Below are 15,248 nucleotides of genomic sequence, written 5' to 3' on the forward strand. Positions count from 1 at the left end.
GGCAATTGCATTGTCACGATCGAAGGCGACATCCGAACGGCGGCGGCGCAGTCGATGCCATTTGAAGGCAGGCTGCTTGATCATTGTGAAGGACTGGAGGAACGGACGGCCTCATGCCCATCCTTGAAGACGCAATAGTGACCGGCGGCGAGAAATACCTCCTGGCCAGGCTCAAGCGGCGTTTCAGTATCCATGTGAACCTTCAGGCGGTTCTGTCCGTCGGTCGTCGCCTCGACGGTTCGATAGGCGCCGAAATGGACGATGCGCGTGATCTTGGCCGGTGCTCGAGACGTGGCTCGGCCGAAGTGGATCTGCAGCTTCTCCGGCCTTACCGCGAGCGTCGCAGCGCCGTCGGGCAGGGCGACGTCAAGGCTTATGCCGGCCGCGTTGATCGCCCCGTTGCTGATCGTGCCCTCGATCATGTTCATGGCTCCGATGAAGCCGGCCACGAACTTGTCGTGGGGGTGCGCGTAGATCTCGGCGGGGCCGCCCACCTGGTTGATCTTGCCGACGGACATGACGACGATGCGGTCGGCAATGGCAAGCGCCTCGTCCTGTCCATGGGTGACGAACACGGTGGTGATACCGAGTTCGCGCTGGATGTTGCGAACTTCCTCACGCAGTCGCTCGCGCAGATGCTGATCGAGACTGGCGAAAGGTTCGTCCATCAAGAGGATCTTCGGCTCGAGCACGATGCAGCGGGCGATCGCGACGCGTTGCTGCTGACCACCCGAAAGCCGCAAGGGACTGCGCTTGCCAAAACCGCCGAGACCGACAAGGTCCAGCGCCGCCTCGACCTTGCGATCAATCTCGCTGCGGCTGAGCTTCCTCAACTTCAGGCCGAAGGCAATGTTGTCGTAGACGTTCATGTGCGACCACAGCGCATGGCTCTGGAAAACCATGGCGGTCGGTCGGTGTTCAGGTGCGGCGGCCGTGACGTCGACACCGTCGATCAGGACATGCCCGGCGGTCGGTTTCTCGAACCCGCCCATGATGCGCAGCAACGTCGACTTTCCGGACCCGGAAGGACCGAGCAGGCAGACGAGTTCGCCCGACGCGATGTCCAGGGAAATATCGCTCAGCGCCGTCATGTCGCCGAATCGCTTCTCGATTCCCTTCAATTCCAACTTTGCCATATCAACGCCATCCCGAACGCGAGAACTTCAATTTGCTCATGCTCCGAACCCCTTGGCGAACTGGTTGGACGCGAGAACCCGGCGTGCAAAGAGCAGAGCGATAAACGAGGGCACCCATAGAAGTACGGACAGCACAGCGCCGTATTGGACCACGATCTGGCCCGTGATCATCTGCAACATGACCATCGGCATGGTGCGCAGCTTCGGCGCGCCGACGAGCCATGCGCCCTCTGTCTCGTAGAAGGTGGACACGAAGGTCAAAAGCATGGCTGCGCCGATCGCGGGGGCCGCCTGCGGAATGGTGATGCGAACGAAGGTCCTGATCGGCCCCGCCCCGACATCGCGCGCCGCCTCCTCCAGCCGTCTGTCGACGCCGCGGAAGGCGGCCGAAGGAAGCCAGATCATGATCAGCATGGTGTTGAGGAGCTGCACCAGGACGATGCCCCAGAAGGTGCCGACCAGCCGCAGGCTGAGGAAAAGCGTGGCGATCATGACGATCAGGCCGAAGCGCGGGAAGGCGTTGATGGCGAGAAAGGACATCATGAAGGTGCGGCGCCCGACGAATTCCATGCGGGCGAAGGCGTAGGCTGCCGGCAAGCAGATCACCGCCGACAGCAGAGTAACGGTGACGGAAAGCGCCAGCGACAGCCGCAGTGCTGAAAGCACGTCCGCGCGCGCGAGCGTCGTATGCCAGTACCGCAGTCCCCAGTCCGTCGGCAGCAATGCCGGATAGTACCATTGCTCTGCGAATGCCCAGAGGAAGACGGTGGCGATCGGCATCACCACATAGGCAACGAGGACGACGAGAATGAGAGTTCCGAAAATGGAGCTGACGCGCATCTCACATGTCCTGTCTTTTCGTCAGCATGACGACATAGAGGATGCCGAAGACCGAACAGGTGAGGAATGTCACGACGGCCTGAGCGGCCGCAAAGTCGGGCTCGCGTACTTCGGCGAAGGTTCTGAGCATGTATGGACCCATCATCTCCGGCGAGGCGGGCCCCAGCATGTAGGGGATGACGAACGAGCCGAACAGGCTGATGACGTTAAGGGCAACGACGACCAGCAGCGAATCCGAGATCAGCGGCAGGATGATCCGCCAGAAGATGGTGATGTAGCCCGCGCCCACGTCGCGCGCTGCCTCGATCGCCTCCTGCGAGACCTTGGCCATGCCGGCGGTCAGGATCAGGAGCGTCAGCGGCATGTGGTCCCAGACAAGGCCGATCACCGGTCCCCAGGGCGTGAGGTAGGGTGACTTGTAGAAGGTGAGGCCAATGGTTTCCAGCAGCGTCTGCATGAGACCGTTGGGACCGATGTAGCGGATCAGCGCGTAAGCCACGATGATGCCCGGCACGAACATCGGAAACAGCGCCAGTGCCTGCACGACGGCGGCGAGACGGCTGCGGGTGAAGTGGAGATAGATGGCGATCGGCAGGCAGACGGCAACCAGCAGTGCCAGCGTCACCGCCGTGGTCCAGACAGTGCGCAGATAGTTGGCTACGCTGTACGGATCGGTGAAGAACCGGTGATAGCGAGCAAGCGTCCAGGAGACGGATCCATCCGCATCCGTCTCCTGGAAGGTCCGCACGATGGAAACGCCGGCAGGGTAGAGCAGCAGGCTGGCCATGACCACGAGGGGAGGCCCGATCAGGAGCAGGCCTCGCAGGTTTCTAGCAAATGCGCTTTCGCGTCCCAAAGCCGGCGCTCCGCGATTAGTTGCGCGCCACGCTCGGCGCGACGTTGCGATACCAGCCGTCGTTGACGGCAGCTTCCCACTCGCCATCCGGGAAGGACGGAATGGAGGACGGAATGATGTCCGCGTTGGCCGTGCGGATATCGTCGGACAGATAGCTCCACTCGATCGACGGGAAGCCCGCGACCTGATCGACGATCTGCTCTTGGACGGCGGGCGAGATCAGCACATTGGCAAGCTTGGCTGCTGCCTCCCTGTGGGTGGCATTGCTCGGGATGGTACAATAGGCAAAGCCGCCGACAAAGGCGAGATCCTGCAATTGGGCAAGCTTGATATGCGGCGGCAGTTCGCCCGACTTCAGGCCGGAAATCGCCTGATCCGACCAGGTCGGGATCATCGAGACCACGCCCGACATCAGGAGCTGGAGGGAGGGGGTGTTGCCGGCGGTGTAGGCGCCCTGCTGATAGAGCGAGGGTGCGAGATCCTTCAGTATGTCCCAAGCCGCCGGGAGCATCTTCTCGGCGCGTTCCTTCGAGAAATTCTCGGTGGTGAAGAGCGAAGGATCGCGACCGTTCGCCTCGTGGATGGCGCGGCGCACGAAGTTGCCGCCCGACCCGCCCTTGTCGGGGCGATTGTAGATGAACTGGCCCGGATTGGCCTTGATCCAGGTGGTCAATTCTTCCCAGGTCTTCGGCGGGGCGGAGACCTTGTTGGAATCGTAGGCGAGCACGACCTGCGAGCCGCGATAGGGAAGCCCGAAGGGCGTATCGACCGCGAGCTTGCTGAGTTTTTCGTAGTTCGAGAGGCCGGCCTTCGAAAAATCGAGCCACAGACCGGCCTCGATGCCCCCGACGGTGTTGCGCGGGTTGAAGGCTTCCATGACGTCAACCTGCGGGTCGCTGTTGGTCTTCAGGGCGGCGAGCGCGCGATCGGCAAGTGCCATCATGCCCGAATTGCCGTCGGACACGGTCACGTTGACGGCAAGGTCCGGCAGTTCCTGCTGCAGCGCCGGAACCACGACGTTGGACCAGAAATCGGCAAGGTTCTGGTCGCTACCGACGATGACCTCGACCGTCCCGTCATTGGCAAATACCAGTCTGGGGGCGACTGTAAGGGCGGCCGCGGCGGCGGCTCCCGCAAGAAATTCACGACGTTTCACTGCATATCTCCCGTTTTGCGATTGAGGGTGTCGTCTTACTTGCCTGCGTCTTTCAGCCGGCGAAGAAGTTCTCCTTCCACCGGCAGAGCCTTGCCGCCATGAGCGGTAACCGCCGCCGATCCGCATAGGACCGCGGCGTCTAGAACCTTTTCGAGCGGCCATCCCTGAAGGAGGCCGTAGATGAACCCGGCATTGAAGCTGTCGCCGGCGCCAGTCGTGTCTACGACGTCGACCTTGGGCGCGGGACGTTCGAGCACGTCCGTGCCCTGCTGGAGGAGGGCTGCGCCTTTAGCGCCGCGCTTCAGAACCGTGAGAGGCGTGAACCGGCTAATCGCAGCAAGTGCCTCGAGGTCGCTTTTGCCCGCCAGCCGTGCAGCCTCCGTGTCGTTGAGCAGGAAGCAGTCGGAGTTCTCGAGGATTGCAAGAAGATTGGCGTCTTCCAGGCTTTCATCCACATGCTGACAATCGAAGCAGCAATAGATGCCGTGCGAGCGGGCAAACGCGAAGAGCGCAGGCAGTTCGTTGCGGCAGGTCAGGCCCTGGACGAGCAGGACACGGGGGCGCAGGCGTGCCAGGATCTCGGTCGACGGCAAGGTCTCAGGACCATCAAAGCGGCTGATGAAACCGCGATCTTCCGCCATCGAGAAGGCGGCGCTGACACGGATGCGGTTTTCGGTGCGCCGCTGGAACAACGACGTATCCATTCCCTCCTTCTCGGCAGCCGAGATCATCAGGCTGCTGAAGAGGTCGCTGCCGGTCTCGCACCACCAGGCCACATTCGTGTTGAGAAGCGTGAGTGCGCGGGCGGTCGTAAAATTGGCGCCGGGCACCGCGTCGAAACCCTCAGACCACACATCCGCTCCAAGCCTCGGCACTTCGCCGAGACCCGAAAAGATCAGGTCGAAATAATACTCCCCCGCCAGTACGACGTCGTAGGGAGATGCCCGTTCCCGCCTGAGGAGCATTAGCGCCATTCTCCGGCAAAGGCGCTGTGCGCAGCGATGTATTCGTCAACCAGCGGCTCGGCCCTCGAATAGGAGAGGACGAGCGGGTGGGCGACCAAAGCCTCGACAGCCAGATCCTTGCGACGTTCCGCGATCGCTTTCACGGCAAGCCGCTCGTAGCGCTTGATATTGTGAACGAGTTGGGCCGGACCGTCCGGCATCGCGCCGATCTTTTTCGGCCGGATGCCGCTCTTGTCGACGATGCAGCTGACCTCGACGACGTCATCTGCGCGCAGGCCGTCGATGGCCTCGCCGTTGCGCACATTGAGGCCGATGTGGCACTCGGCGCCCGTCTCCATGGCGTCGATGATGTTGAGTGCCACGCCGGCATAACCCTCACCAACGCCGTCAGCGGCATGGGACGTGACCGCGCGGATCGCCTTGTCGGCGTCCTCCATGCTCGGCGCCTCGGGACGCGCATAGTGCATGTAGGTCGCTTCTCGGCGCTGCTCATAGGCGAAGTAGGCGGCAAGCGCCGCATCGGGGTCCCGCTCAATGCCGATCGCCGAAAGCTGCTCGACGAGGGCGCGGTTGAGGTCACGCACCTCTTCGCCCCGCGTGCGCGCGTCGGATTGGATGTCACCGAGCGCCTTTTCGGCATAGTAGAAGTAATAGAGATACTCGTTCAGCCACAGCCGGTGACGGCGGATGATCGCCGGATCGAAGATGCGCTGCGCCGTCTCGGCAAGGAAGGCGTCGTCGTCGAGGAGGCCCTGAAGTACTTCAGCGCCGCCGACGCGGGCCGCGCGGGTGTAGGAAAGGTGATTGAGGCCGAACACCTCCGTCTGGACGTCACGAACGGAAACGCCGAGCTTTTGGGCCACCGCTTCCTGGGCCGCGTTCGCGCCGTCGCAGATACCGACCACGCGGTCGAAACCGGCATCCGAAAGTGCCTGAGCCACGAGGCCCGCCGGGTTGGTGAAATTGAAGAGCCAAGCATCGGGGCTTACGCGCTTGAGCAGGCGCGCATAGTCGGTGATGACGGGAATGGAGCGCAACGCCATGGCAAAACCGCCCGGTCCGGTCGTCTCCTGGCCGAGGACGCCATGCGAAAGCGCAATGCGCTCATCCTTGACGCGGCCATCTTCGCCACCGGGACGAACCGTCGTGACCACATAGCGCGCACCTTCCAGGGCGCGCTCGGCCCCTGTGGTTGCCGAGATCTTCACAGGCGACTGCATCCGCATGGCGATTTCCTGCGCCAGACCGCCGAATATGTCGAGCTTCTTCTGGTCGACGTCGTGCAGGCAGATTTCGGTCAGGCCGCTGCGCTCCGCGCGCCTGAGAGCCGAGGCCACAAAGAGGGGCGCTCTGACGCCGCCGCCGCCGATTAGAGTGAGCTTCATCCGTCACCTCAAACATTCAACTTGGATAAGTGCTAACTGGTTATATCCAGACATGTCAAGATAGCGCATTGCATTTGCACTGCGATTGGTGCAGCAGTAGCAACATCACAATCTGGTGGGGAACGATGGCCGCAGGTAGGACGACTGTTGACGAAGCGCTCATGGATCGGGTGCGTCTCAGACCGCTGGACCGCGGCGACCACCAACCGCTTTATCGGCAAGTGAAGCAGGCAATACTCGACCTTGTTCAGGATGGCGTGATCGCACCGAACGCGAAACTGCCCTCAGAGCGCGAACTGGTAGCGGCCTATGATGTCAGCCGTATTACAATTCGCCAGGCACTGGTCGAACTGGTGCAGGAGGGCCATCTGCAGAGCCAACCGGGCAAGGGCTTCTATGTCACTGAACGGCAGGAAGGCTTCGAGCTCCATTTGCTGACAAGTTTTACGGCCAATGCGATCGCCAAGGGCATGGTGCCCGGAAGCCGGACGCTGGAAGCAAAGATCTACGCAGCGCCTCCGGAAGTCACCCGTGCCCTTTATCTGCCGGCCTCCGCCGAAGTGGTCTTGCTCAAGCGTCTGAGAACGCTCGATGGCGTCCCGGTGGTCATCCAGTACGATTGGCTGCAGCCGGCGATCTGCCCGGGACTGCTCGACCTGGACTGGTCAAGCGGCAACCGCTCGCTCTATGCCGAGCTGCGCGAGCGCTACGATCAGCGTCCCGTTCGCGGCCAGACGACGATCAGCGCGCGTTGCCCTGATCCGGAGGAGGAACAGTTGTTGAAACTGGAGCCGAACACGGCTGTGCTGACGCTCGACCAGATCGCATTCAATGCTGCGAACCGCCCGATAAACGTCTCGACTTCGATCCACCATCCGAAGCGGTACCCACTGAGCATCCAGCAGGGCGAGTAGTTGCTGGCTGCCGACTGCGCGCTCAGGTGAGCGTCACAGCGCTTCAGACCGTAGCTGTTGTTCAAGGCGACGGACACGGAGTTCAAAATCACGTGCGACGATCCGGACAGCTTCACCAATTGGCGACGTCTCGACAGCCGCGATCGAGCCACCGATGTCAAGGCGGAAGCCGTCCGCTCTGGCTCGATCAGCCCGCTCGCGGAGTCTTCTTTGGTAAACGCCAACGGAGCCTCGTCACGCATGGTTGGCGGTCCTGCTAACGTGCGCAAAGATTTCGAGCGGCTTCTTAGGCGCAGGCGACTCTTGCGCCGAGCTCTGGGCCCCATTGAAGTTTCGTCGCCCTAATCCGTGGCTTTCCCCGGGCAGGTTTGAATGTGCGTTGCGGATCCTTCAGGCAAGCCCGAATTCGACCGATCCGTTGAATTTGCGCTGGTCGTAGGGATAGGCGTAGCAGGTGTACCAGATGCTCCCTTGGCCGAGCAAAACAAGCACTTGTTCGAGAAGCGTCATCCGGTATTCGCTTTTGCGCGTCGGTATGGTCGTCGGCATGTTTCTGGCATCCCCCCAATACTCGTACGGTGAGTTTGAACGCGACCTATTCTCCTAGGGCCGTGACGAACAACTCATCCAAGCTCGAGCCTACGCCGGATCGGTAGCAAAAATCACGCACTGAATGCCGAAGAGAGCTTTCAGGAATCCCGATGAAACAAGGTCGCCGAAATCCTGGATGTTAGTGGCAGCACCGTGCGTCGCCCCGTTTGAGGTGCGCCGAAGGTGTATTTCTGAAGCGCAAGGAGATCGTCGGAGGACCAATGCTCTCTCACTTTAAAGACCCATCATTGTTTCGCCAGGCAGCGCTTGTCGGTGGCGAGTGGATCGAGGCGGACGCGGCCAACGCGATCGAGGTGAACAACCCCGCGACTGGCGAGATCATCGGCCGGGTGCCGAAGCTCGGCGGCAAGGAAACCAAGGCGGCGATCGAGGCGGCACGTATCGCCCAGAAGGGTTGGGCTGCCCGCACCGCCAAGGACCGCGCCGGCGTGCTGCGCAAGTGGTTCGAGCTGATGATCGAGAACAAGGAGGACCTTGGCCGCATCCTGACGCTGGAGCAGGGCAAGCCGCTGGCGGAAGCCACCGGCGAGATCATCTATGGCGCAAGTTTTGTCGAGTGGTTCGCCGAAGAGGCGCGTCGTCTCTATGGTGACCTGATCCCCGGCCACCAGCCGGACAAGCGCATCCTGGTGATGAAGCAGCCGATCGGCGTCGTCGCGGCGATCACGCCGTGGAACTTCCCCAATGCGATGATCACCCGCAAGGCCGGCCCGGCTTTCGCCGCCGGTTGCGCCATGGTGCTGAAGCCCGCCGCCCAGACGCCGTTCTCGGCGATCGCGATTGCCATCCTTGCCGAGCGCGCCGGCCTGCCCAAGGGCCTGTTCAGCGTCATCACCGGCTCGGCCCGCGAGATCGGCGCCGAGATGACCTCCAACCCCGTGGTGCGCAAGCTGACCTTCACCGGCTCGACCGAAGTCGGCGCCGAGCTCTACCGCCAGAGTGCGGCCACCATCAAGAAGCTCGGTCTCGAGCTTGGCGGCAATGCGCCGTTCATCGTCTTTGACGATGCCGATCTCGATGCGGCAGTCGAAGGCGCGCTGATCGCCAAGTTCCGCAACAATGGCCAGACCTGTGTGTGCGCCAACCGCATCTATGTGCAGGACAAGGTCTATGACGCCTTTGCCGACAAACTCGCCAAGGCGGTCGCCAAGCTGAAGATCGGCAATGGCGTCGACGAGGGCGTCATCCTCGGCCCGCTGATCGACAAGGCGGCACTGGAGAAGGTGGAAGAGCACATTGCCGACGCGACGTCGAAGGGTGCACGCGTCATCCAGGGCGGCAAGCGTCATGCGCTTGGCGGCACCTTCTACGAGGCGACGGTTCTGGCCGATGTCACCCAGGCGATGGCGGTCGCGCGCGAAGAAACCTTTGGCCCGGTGGCGCCGCTGTTCCGCTTCACGGATGAAGCAGACGTGATCGCGCAGGCCAACGACACCGAATTCGGTCTCGCGTCCTACTTCTACGCCAAGGATCTCGCCCGGGTGTTCCGGGTGGCCGAAGCGCTGGAATACGGCATGGTCGGCGTCAACACCGGTCTGATCTCGACGGCGGAAGCACCGTTCGGCGGTGTCAAGCTCTCGGGCCTCGGCCGCGAAGGCTCGCGCTACGGCATCGAGGAGTTCACCGAGATCAAATACGTCTGCCTCGGCGGCGTTGCCTGATAAGAGACAAGGAAATGACCGCGGAGCTCGAGCCCCGCGGTCATTCGAGTAGAATGGTCTTCAGCACCAAGCGGCAGGCGTTCTGTCGCTTTTTATGCGCGGCCCTCGAGCAGCCGCGTGGCGCGCGCCTCGATGCCCTTCGCATCGAGTTCGTAGTGCGCGTAGAGATGGGTCGGCGGCGCAATCAGGCTGTATTCGTCGTAGATACCATGCCGGGTCAGCTTCACCGGCAGACCTTCGCTTGCCAGCACCTCCGCGACGGCGCCGCCCAATCCCCCAAGCACATTGTGTTCCTCAACCGTCAGGATTCGCGGGCTCTGACCTGCGGCTTCGAGGATGGCGTCGCGGTCGATCGGTTTCACCGTCGCCATGTCAAGGAAGCCGACGCTTGCGCCCGCGGCCCGCAGCGCGCGAGCCGCTTCGAGAGCCGGGTGGACCGTGGAGCCCGTGGCAATGATCGTGAGGTCCGTTCCCGAATAGTGGGAGATCGCCTTGCCGATCTTGAACGGCTGGCGGTCGGCATAAACCTCGGGATCGCGTCCGCGCTGGATGCGGATATAGATCGGATGCGGGTAGTCGTTCGCGGCCTTGATGACCTCTTTCAGCTGATTGCCATCGGCCGGAGCGATGACCGTCAGGTTGGCGATCGAACGCATGATGGCGAGGTCTTCGGTCGCGTGGTGCGAGGTGCCGTAAAAGCCGAGCGAGATGCCGGCGTGGTGGCCGATCAGCCGAACCGGCAGTTTGGAATAGGCGACATCCATGCGGATCTGTTCGCAGCAGAGCAGCGCGAGGAAGGATGCGAAGGTTGCGACATAGGGCTTCATGCCGACGGCGGCCATGCCCGCTGCGGCCGATACCATGTTCTGTTCCGAGATACCGAACTGAACGAAACGGTCGGGATGGAGCGTGTGGAATTTCGCCAGGCCGTTCGAATATTGCAGGTCGGCAGTGCCAGCGACAATCGGCTCGCCCGCGGCGACGAGTTCGATGAGGGCATCCGAGAGCGCATCGAGGCCGGGTGTCACGGCATTGAGCTGGCGATACTGCCAGGACTTGTCGGAAAGCGGCTTGTTCATCTCAGATCTCCATCGCTTCGATTTCGGCAATTGCGCGGGCAGCGTCCGAGGGGTCGAGATAGCCGAGGTGCCAGCCGGGTTCGGTCTCCATGTAGGAGACGCCCTTGCCCTTGACCGTCTCGGCAATGATCATCACCGGGCGTGTCCGCTCGTGGTCCGTCTTGAGCATGCGAAACAGTGTTGCGACTGCCGCCACATCGTGGCCGTCGACGACATGGGTCTCCCAGCCGAAGGCCTGCCATTTCTCGACGATCGGCTCGACGCCGATGATGTCGTCGACCGAGCCGTCGAGCTGGTAGCCGTTGCGGTCGATGATGCCGATCAGCTTTCCAAGCTTGTTGTGCGCGCCGAAGAGGGCAGCCTCCCAGACCTGACCTTCCTGCAACTCCCCGTCGCCGATCATCACGTAGGTGTAGAAGTCCTTGCCCAGCATCCGGCCTGCGAGCGCCATGCCGCAGCCGGCCGAAAGGGCGTGGCCGATCGAGCCCGAGCTGAAATCGATGCCGGGCACCTTCGTCATGTCGGGATGGTCGCCGAGCGGATTGCCGAGGCGGGTATAGCCGTCGAGCACATCACGATCGATGAAGTCGAGGTCGGCGAGAATGGGAAAGAGCCCGACAGCCGCGTGCCCCTTGCCCATCATGAAACGGTCGCGATCCTCCCATTTCGGTTCGCCGCGTCTGAGGTCCATCGCATCGTAGTAGAGCACGGAGAACAGCTCGGCTGCGGAGAAGACGGAGGTGTAATGCCCAACCTTCGCGATCTCGATCAGCCTGATTGTTTCCAGGCGACAGAATTTGGCGCGGTCCTTGAGGAACGCGATTTCCTCGTCAGTCGGTCTGAGGCTGTTTCGGCCCCCGGTTGTTTCTATCCTGCCTGGTTGGGTCACGTGCTGTCCTCGTCCTCAAGGTGGGTCGCCCCACGGAATGCTTGATCACGAGGTCTGTTTTAGCTTTAGAAACGCGCGGCCGCCCGCACGAATAGCTGAAAACAATCTTCAACTATTCCAAAGAAATGAACAGGTTGGCTCATGTTACCTAGTGAGGGACGCAAGTGAAAGCGGCGGGTTTCTCAAGGAGGTAAACGATGAAAGACGGGATGTTTGTTTTCGACGCGGCGGTCCATACGCAGGACTTCGGCGACAACCAGATCAAGCCGGGAAGCGACGGCCGGCGCGTCAAACTGTTGCGCTCGCAGATCGCCGGCTTCATCAATTTGACGGGTCGCCGGGGGCCGCCGCCCGAAACCGAAACCTTCTCGAATCCCGATCTCGAATGGGGCAACAAGATGCTCTTCGAGAACTCCGACACCGATATGGCGAGCGCCTGCTCGGTACCATTGTTTTCGCACTGGCGGGCGGGACTCGGGCCGGTCGAACTCAGCGATGCCTTCGCCAAGTCGAACCCGAAACGTGTCGTCCTGACCGGTGGTGTCGATCCGGCCTATCACGGGCTCGATTTCGCGCTCGAAGAGATGGAACGCCAGGTCAAGGAACTCGGCGCCGTCAGCATGAAGTTCTACCAGTATCAGCGCCGGGGCTGTTCCTGGCGCGCCGACGATCGCGATATCGCCTATCCGCTGTGGGAGAAGGCGATCGAGCTTGGCATCAAGATGGTGCAGTTCCACAAGGGGTTTCCGCTTGAGCTCGGCCCGGTCGAGGCCTTCAAGCCCAACGATATCCAGTACGCCGCCGCGGACTTCCCCGAGCTCAACTTCGGGATCCATCACCTCGGCGACCCCTATGTCGACGAGACGATCTCGATCGCCAGCCGTTTCGACAACATCTACCTGATCCTGCCGCTCTGGTTTAACCAGTATTATCTCCAGCCCTGGAAGATGCTGGCGCGGCTCGGCGAGGCGTTGCTCTATGTCGGCTCCGATCGCATCTGCTACGGTTCGGAAGCCTTCATCTGGCCGCATGTCCAGACCTACATCGACACGCTTGCCAATCTCGAAATGCCCGAAGAACTGCAGGAGCGCTACGGCTATCCGGAAATCACCCGGCAGATGAAGGAAAACATCCTCGGCAAGGCCTTTGCCCGCGGCATGGGTATCGACATCGAAGCCAAGAAGATCGAACTGGGGCTGGTCCGATGACGGCCCGATCCGCCATTTCGCCGGATGCGCTCGAAGCTGCGTTTGCGCGCATCCGCCCCCTGATCCTTGGTCATGGCGGCGATATCGAGATCGCCGATATCAGCCCGGAGGGTGTCGTCAGCATCAAGCTCGTCGGCGCCTGCAGGGCCTGCCCCAACATGGCGATGACCTATGTCGGTCCGATCCGCACCTATCTGATGGAAGTGGTCGGTGTGGCGGAGGTTCGTTGCGAGCAGGTCAATACAAGCATCAAGACGCTTGATCGTCTCGCTCGTCGACTGGGGTCGAGACCGTTGATCGCGTGACAAGACGAGAGACTGAAAAGCGCCCGAAACCGCGCCCCGCAAGGAGCGCGGTTTCTTTGTGTCCCGTGACGAAATCCAGAATTTCGCGAACCAGGAAAGCAAAACGGCGCGCCAGTGGCGCGCCGTGGTTTCGGTCGATCTGGCTCGGCGATCAGGGAATGATGCGTTCGGCGCGCAGGCGGTCGAACACGTCGATGAATGAGCGTTCCGTATCTTGGCTCTCGGTGAAACCGAGCGCTCTCGCCTTGGCCATCGAGTGAACGCATTCCATCGGGCGCCCGAGGTCGAGATCGGTGTGCCAGGCAGAGGCGAGGCGATCGAGCTTGTTCGGCTGCAGGCCATGCTGGCCGACGAGCCCGTCCCAGTCATCGCCGAGATCCTTCATCTGCTCGGCAAGCGAATTGTACTGGCCAGGATACTCCGCCACGGGGATGTCGAAATAGTCGGCGATCGTCTTCCAGAGTTGCTCCCAGCGGAAGACATCGCCGTTGACCGCATTGAAGGCTTCGTTGCGGGCGTTCGGTTCCATGCCGGCCCAGACGATCTGCTTGGCGAGGATACGCGCGTCGGTGATGTCGTTGAGGCCGCGATAGGCGGTCGGGCTTCCGGGGAAGCGGAACGGACGACCGGTCGCCTTGCAGATCGAGGCGTGCGTCGCCAGCGTCGCGCCGATGTTCATCAGGTTGCCGACCGCATAGCCGATGATCGTATGGGAACGGTGGACCGACCAGCCGAAATCGTGCTCGGCGGCATAGGCCATGACGATGTCTTCGAGCTCGTAATAGAAGTTCTTCTTCGGCAGGCGCGGCGCCGTTTCGCGGAAAGGCGTGACGGGCTGGACCTTGCCGTAGTCCTCGAAGGGGCCGAGATAGTGCTTCGTGCCGGTGACGACGCCGACATGCTGGACGCAGCCCTTGTCCTTGAAGGCATCGAGCACATTCTTCAGCATGTTGCCGTTGAGGCGAATGTTTTCGTCCTCGTTCGATCCGAGCGTCCAGGAGCAGTAGAAGATGTGGGTCGGCGCCAGGTGGGAGAGGGCGGCAATCGCCTCGTCCCGCTTCAAAAGGTCGACGGCGTGCGGCTTGATGTAGGACGATCCGAGCGGCGGCCGGCGCGAGGCGCCGTGGATTTCCCAGCCGCCAAGGTCTCTCAGATGCTCGGCGACGTTCAGTCCGACGATACCGGTCGCACCGACGATCAATGCGCGTTTTTGATACATGGATTCCTCCCTTTGTGACGTGTGGGCGAGAGGATGACGGTTTGGCCTCTGGTCAGGTAGAGCGACTTGAGGAATAACTGAAGTGAATAAAGTTCACCAAGGTGATGGCAATGCAGAACCGGGCGCTCGAGATGGAAGTCTTCGTGACGATCGTCGAAGCCGGCAGCTTTTCGGCGGCTGCCCGGATCTTTTCGATGTCGCCATCGGCCGTCAGCAAGCTGGTCACGCGGCTTGAAAACCGCCTCGGCGTGCAGCTCGTCGTGCGCTCGACCCGCAGTTTCCGGCTGACGACGGAAGGCAGCGATTTCTACAAGACGTCACGTTCCATCGTGCAGGAAATCGCCGAGGCGGAGGCAAACATCGCGCGAAAGGCCGAGGCCGTCGGCGGACTTCTGAAAGTCAGCACCAACCTGCCGTTCGGCACGCATGTGCTCTCGCCGCTCGTCGTCCGGTTTCTCGATGAGAACCCGGGCATGCGCATCGATCTCGAGTTTAGCGACGAGTCCGTCGACCTGATTGCGGAGAAGACGGATATCGCCATTCGCGCAGGGCTCCTGCGCGATTCTTCGCTGCGGTCCCGTCGCTTGCTCGATTCACCAAGGCATGTCGTCGCCTCGCCGGACTACCTGGCTCAACATGGCGAACCGGTGCGTCCGGAAGAATTGCGCAAGCACGCCTGCCTTACCTTTGGCGGCCGTCCGCATCTCAACACCTGGCAGTTCAAGGACCCGGTGGACGGGGCGTCGGTTCATGTCGATGTCGCCGGAAGGCTGGTCGTCAACAACGGCGAATCCATGCGCCACTTCGCAATGCAGGGAGCTGGCATCGCCAGGCTTTCCGCGTTTCATATCAGTCGCGATCTTGCCGAAGGGCGCCTTGTAAGCCTGCTTGTGCCCTGGGACGCCGGGGAGACCGAACCCATATCGGCAATCTATTCGGCCCAGACGCATGTGCCGCAGAGAATTCGCAGGTTCCTGGATTTCCTGGCGCGCGCGATCTGACCAGAAATTATCAATTGATAAA

The 15,248-nt window shown here is 61.7% G+C and carries 15 protein-coding genes; 5 read left to right on the top strand and 10 right to left on the bottom strand.

The genetic code is table 11. The annotated features are described in order from the left end of the window. Positions 1-80: 80 nt before the first annotated feature. From PWG15_RS21795 to PWG15_RS21820, 6 genes are all read right to left on the bottom strand, one after another. Positions 81-1,136, bottom strand: a complete 1,056-nt coding sequence (locus PWG15_RS21795) for an ABC transporter ATP-binding protein (RefSeq protein ID WP_275026068.1) — start codon at positions 1,134-1,136, stop codon at positions 81-83. Positions 1,137-1,172: 36 nt separating this feature from the next. Beyond that, a complete protein-coding gene (locus tag PWG15_RS21800) occupies positions 1,173-1,916 on the bottom strand; it encodes an ABC transporter permease (protein ID WP_425536823.1) in 744 nt (247 codons plus the stop codon). Positions 1,917-1,977: 61 nt separating this feature from the next. Further along, the gene (locus PWG15_RS21805; protein ID WP_425536800.1) at positions 1,978-2,919 is read right to left on the bottom strand and encodes an ABC transporter permease; all 942 of its coding nucleotides are present in this window, start codon (positions 2,917-2,919) and stop codon (positions 1,978-1,980) included. Next, positions 2,849-3,988, bottom strand: coding sequence for an extracellular solute-binding protein (locus PWG15_RS21810; RefSeq protein ID WP_275026073.1), 1,140 nt, complete (start codon positions 3,986-3,988; stop codon positions 2,849-2,851). Before PWG15_RS21810 ends, PWG15_RS21805 begins: the two co-directional genes overlap by 71 nt. Before the next feature lie 35 nt (positions 3,989-4,023). After that, entirely contained in the window at positions 4,024-4,953 is a 930-nt protein-coding gene (locus PWG15_RS21815; RefSeq protein ID WP_275026075.1) for a carbohydrate kinase family protein, read from the bottom strand. Next, complete coding sequence (locus PWG15_RS21820) at positions 4,953-6,338, bottom strand: family 4 glycosyl hydrolase (protein ID WP_275026076.1); 1,386 nt, start codon at positions 6,336-6,338, stop codon at positions 4,953-4,955. Before PWG15_RS21820 ends, PWG15_RS21815 begins: the two co-directional genes overlap by 1 nt. Positions 6,339-6,463: 125 nt before the next feature. Here PWG15_RS21820 and PWG15_RS21825 point away from each other — a divergent pair, with 125 nt between their 5' ends. Further along, positions 6,464-7,252 carry a GntR family transcriptional regulator gene (locus PWG15_RS21825; protein WP_342457062.1) on the top strand — a complete coding sequence of 263 codons (789 nt, stop codon included), beginning with the start codon at positions 6,464-6,466 and terminating at the stop codon, positions 7,250-7,252. 390 nt (positions 7,253-7,642) lie between these two features. Here the strand turns inward: PWG15_RS21825 and PWG15_RS21830 are convergent, their stop codons facing one another. After that, the gene (locus PWG15_RS21830; RefSeq protein WP_275026077.1) at positions 7,643-7,801 is read right to left on the bottom strand and encodes a hypothetical protein; all 159 of its coding nucleotides are present in this window, start codon (positions 7,799-7,801) and stop codon (positions 7,643-7,645) included. A gap of 263 nt (positions 7,802-8,064) precedes the next feature. On the opposite strand from PWG15_RS21830, the gene gabD reads away from it, so the two are divergent. Further along, positions 8,065-9,525: an NADP-dependent succinate-semialdehyde dehydrogenase gene (gene gabD, locus PWG15_RS21835; RefSeq protein ID WP_275026078.1), complete on the top strand. Its 1,461-nt coding sequence runs from the start codon at positions 8,065-8,067 to the stop codon at positions 9,523-9,525. A gap of 92 nt (positions 9,526-9,617) precedes the next feature. Here the strand turns inward: gabD and PWG15_RS21840 are convergent, their stop codons facing one another. Further along, positions 9,618-10,604: a transketolase family protein gene (locus tag PWG15_RS21840; protein ID WP_275026080.1), complete on the bottom strand. Its 987-nt coding sequence runs from the start codon at positions 10,602-10,604 to the stop codon at positions 9,618-9,620. Between the two features lies 1 nt (position 10,605). Beyond that, the gene (locus tag PWG15_RS21845) at positions 10,606-11,427 is read right to left on the bottom strand and encodes a transketolase (protein ID WP_425536824.1); all 822 of its coding nucleotides are present in this window, start codon (positions 11,425-11,427) and stop codon (positions 10,606-10,608) included. A 263-nt stretch (positions 11,428-11,690) separates the two neighbouring features. Between PWG15_RS21845 and PWG15_RS21850 the strand changes: the two genes are divergently transcribed. Then, entirely contained in the window at positions 11,691-12,701 is a 1,011-nt protein-coding gene (locus PWG15_RS21850; RefSeq protein ID WP_275026082.1) for an amidohydrolase family protein, read from the top strand. Continuing rightward, on the top strand, positions 12,698-13,006 hold the full coding sequence (locus tag PWG15_RS21855) for a NifU family protein (RefSeq protein WP_275026083.1): 309 nt from the start codon (positions 12,698-12,700) through the stop codon (positions 13,004-13,006). The genes PWG15_RS21850 and PWG15_RS21855 overlap by 4 nt, the downstream gene beginning before the upstream one ends. Before the next feature lie 151 nt (positions 13,007-13,157). Here PWG15_RS21855 and PWG15_RS21860 read toward each other — a convergent pair whose 3' ends face one another. Next, on the bottom strand, positions 13,158-14,225 hold the full coding sequence (locus PWG15_RS21860; RefSeq protein WP_275026084.1) for an SDR family oxidoreductase: 1,068 nt from the start codon (positions 14,223-14,225) through the stop codon (positions 13,158-13,160). A 110-nt stretch (positions 14,226-14,335) separates the two neighbouring features. Here PWG15_RS21860 and PWG15_RS21865 point away from each other — a divergent pair, with 110 nt between their 5' ends. Further along, positions 14,336-15,226 carry a LysR family transcriptional regulator gene (locus PWG15_RS21865; RefSeq protein ID WP_275026085.1) on the top strand — a complete coding sequence of 297 codons (891 nt, stop codon included), beginning with the start codon at positions 14,336-14,338 and terminating at the stop codon, positions 15,224-15,226. Positions 15,227-15,248 lie beyond the last annotated feature (22 nt).

The sequence above is a fragment of the Ensifer adhaerens genome (assembly GCF_028993555.1).
Taxonomy (GTDB): Bacteria; Pseudomonadota; Alphaproteobacteria; order Rhizobiales; family Rhizobiaceae; genus Ensifer; species Ensifer adhaerens_I.

Bases quoted from the DNA above. Each gene is read 5' to 3' on its own strand.
- PWG15_RS21850 (WP_275026082.1), top strand. From the start codon at position 11,691: ATGAAAGACGGGATGTTTGTTTTCGACGCGGCGGTCCATACGCAGGAC.
- PWG15_RS21860 (WP_275026084.1), bottom strand. From the start codon at position 14,225: ATGTATCAAAAACGCGCATTGATCGTCGGTGCGACCGGTATCGTCGGA.
- PWG15_RS21800 (WP_425536823.1), bottom strand. From the start codon at position 1,916: ATGCCGATCGCCACCGTCTTCCTCTGGGCATTCGCAGAGCAATGGTAC.
- PWG15_RS21830 (WP_275026077.1), bottom strand. From the start codon at position 7,801: ATGCCGACGACCATACCGACGCGCAAAAGCGAATACCGGATGACGCTT.
- gabD (WP_275026078.1), top strand. From the start codon at position 8,065: ATGCTCTCTCACTTTAAAGACCCATCATTGTTTCGCCAGGCAGCGCTT.
- PWG15_RS21825 (WP_342457062.1), top strand. From the start codon at position 6,464: ATGGCCGCAGGTAGGACGACTGTTGACGAAGCGCTCATGGATCGGGTG.
- PWG15_RS21805 (WP_425536800.1), bottom strand. From the start codon at position 2,919: ATGGCGAGTGGGAAGCTGCCGTCAACGACGGCTGGTATCGCAACGTCG.
- PWG15_RS21795 (WP_275026068.1), bottom strand. From the start codon at position 1,136: ATGGCAAAGTTGGAATTGAAGGGAATCGAGAAGCGATTCGGCGACATG.
- PWG15_RS21840 (WP_275026080.1), bottom strand. From the start codon at position 10,604: ATGAACAAGCCGCTTTCCGACAAGTCCTGGCAGTATCGCCAGCTCAAT.
- PWG15_RS21855 (WP_275026083.1), top strand. From the start codon at position 12,698: ATGACGGCCCGATCCGCCATTTCGCCGGATGCGCTCGAAGCTGCGTTT.
- PWG15_RS21815 (WP_275026075.1), bottom strand. From the start codon at position 4,953: ATGCTCCTCAGGCGGGAACGGGCATCTCCCTACGACGTCGTACTGGCG.
- PWG15_RS21820 (WP_275026076.1), bottom strand. From the start codon at position 6,338: ATGAAGCTCACTCTAATCGGCGGCGGCGGCGTCAGAGCGCCCCTCTTT.
- PWG15_RS21865 (WP_275026085.1), top strand. From the start codon at position 14,336: ATGCAGAACCGGGCGCTCGAGATGGAAGTCTTCGTGACGATCGTCGAA.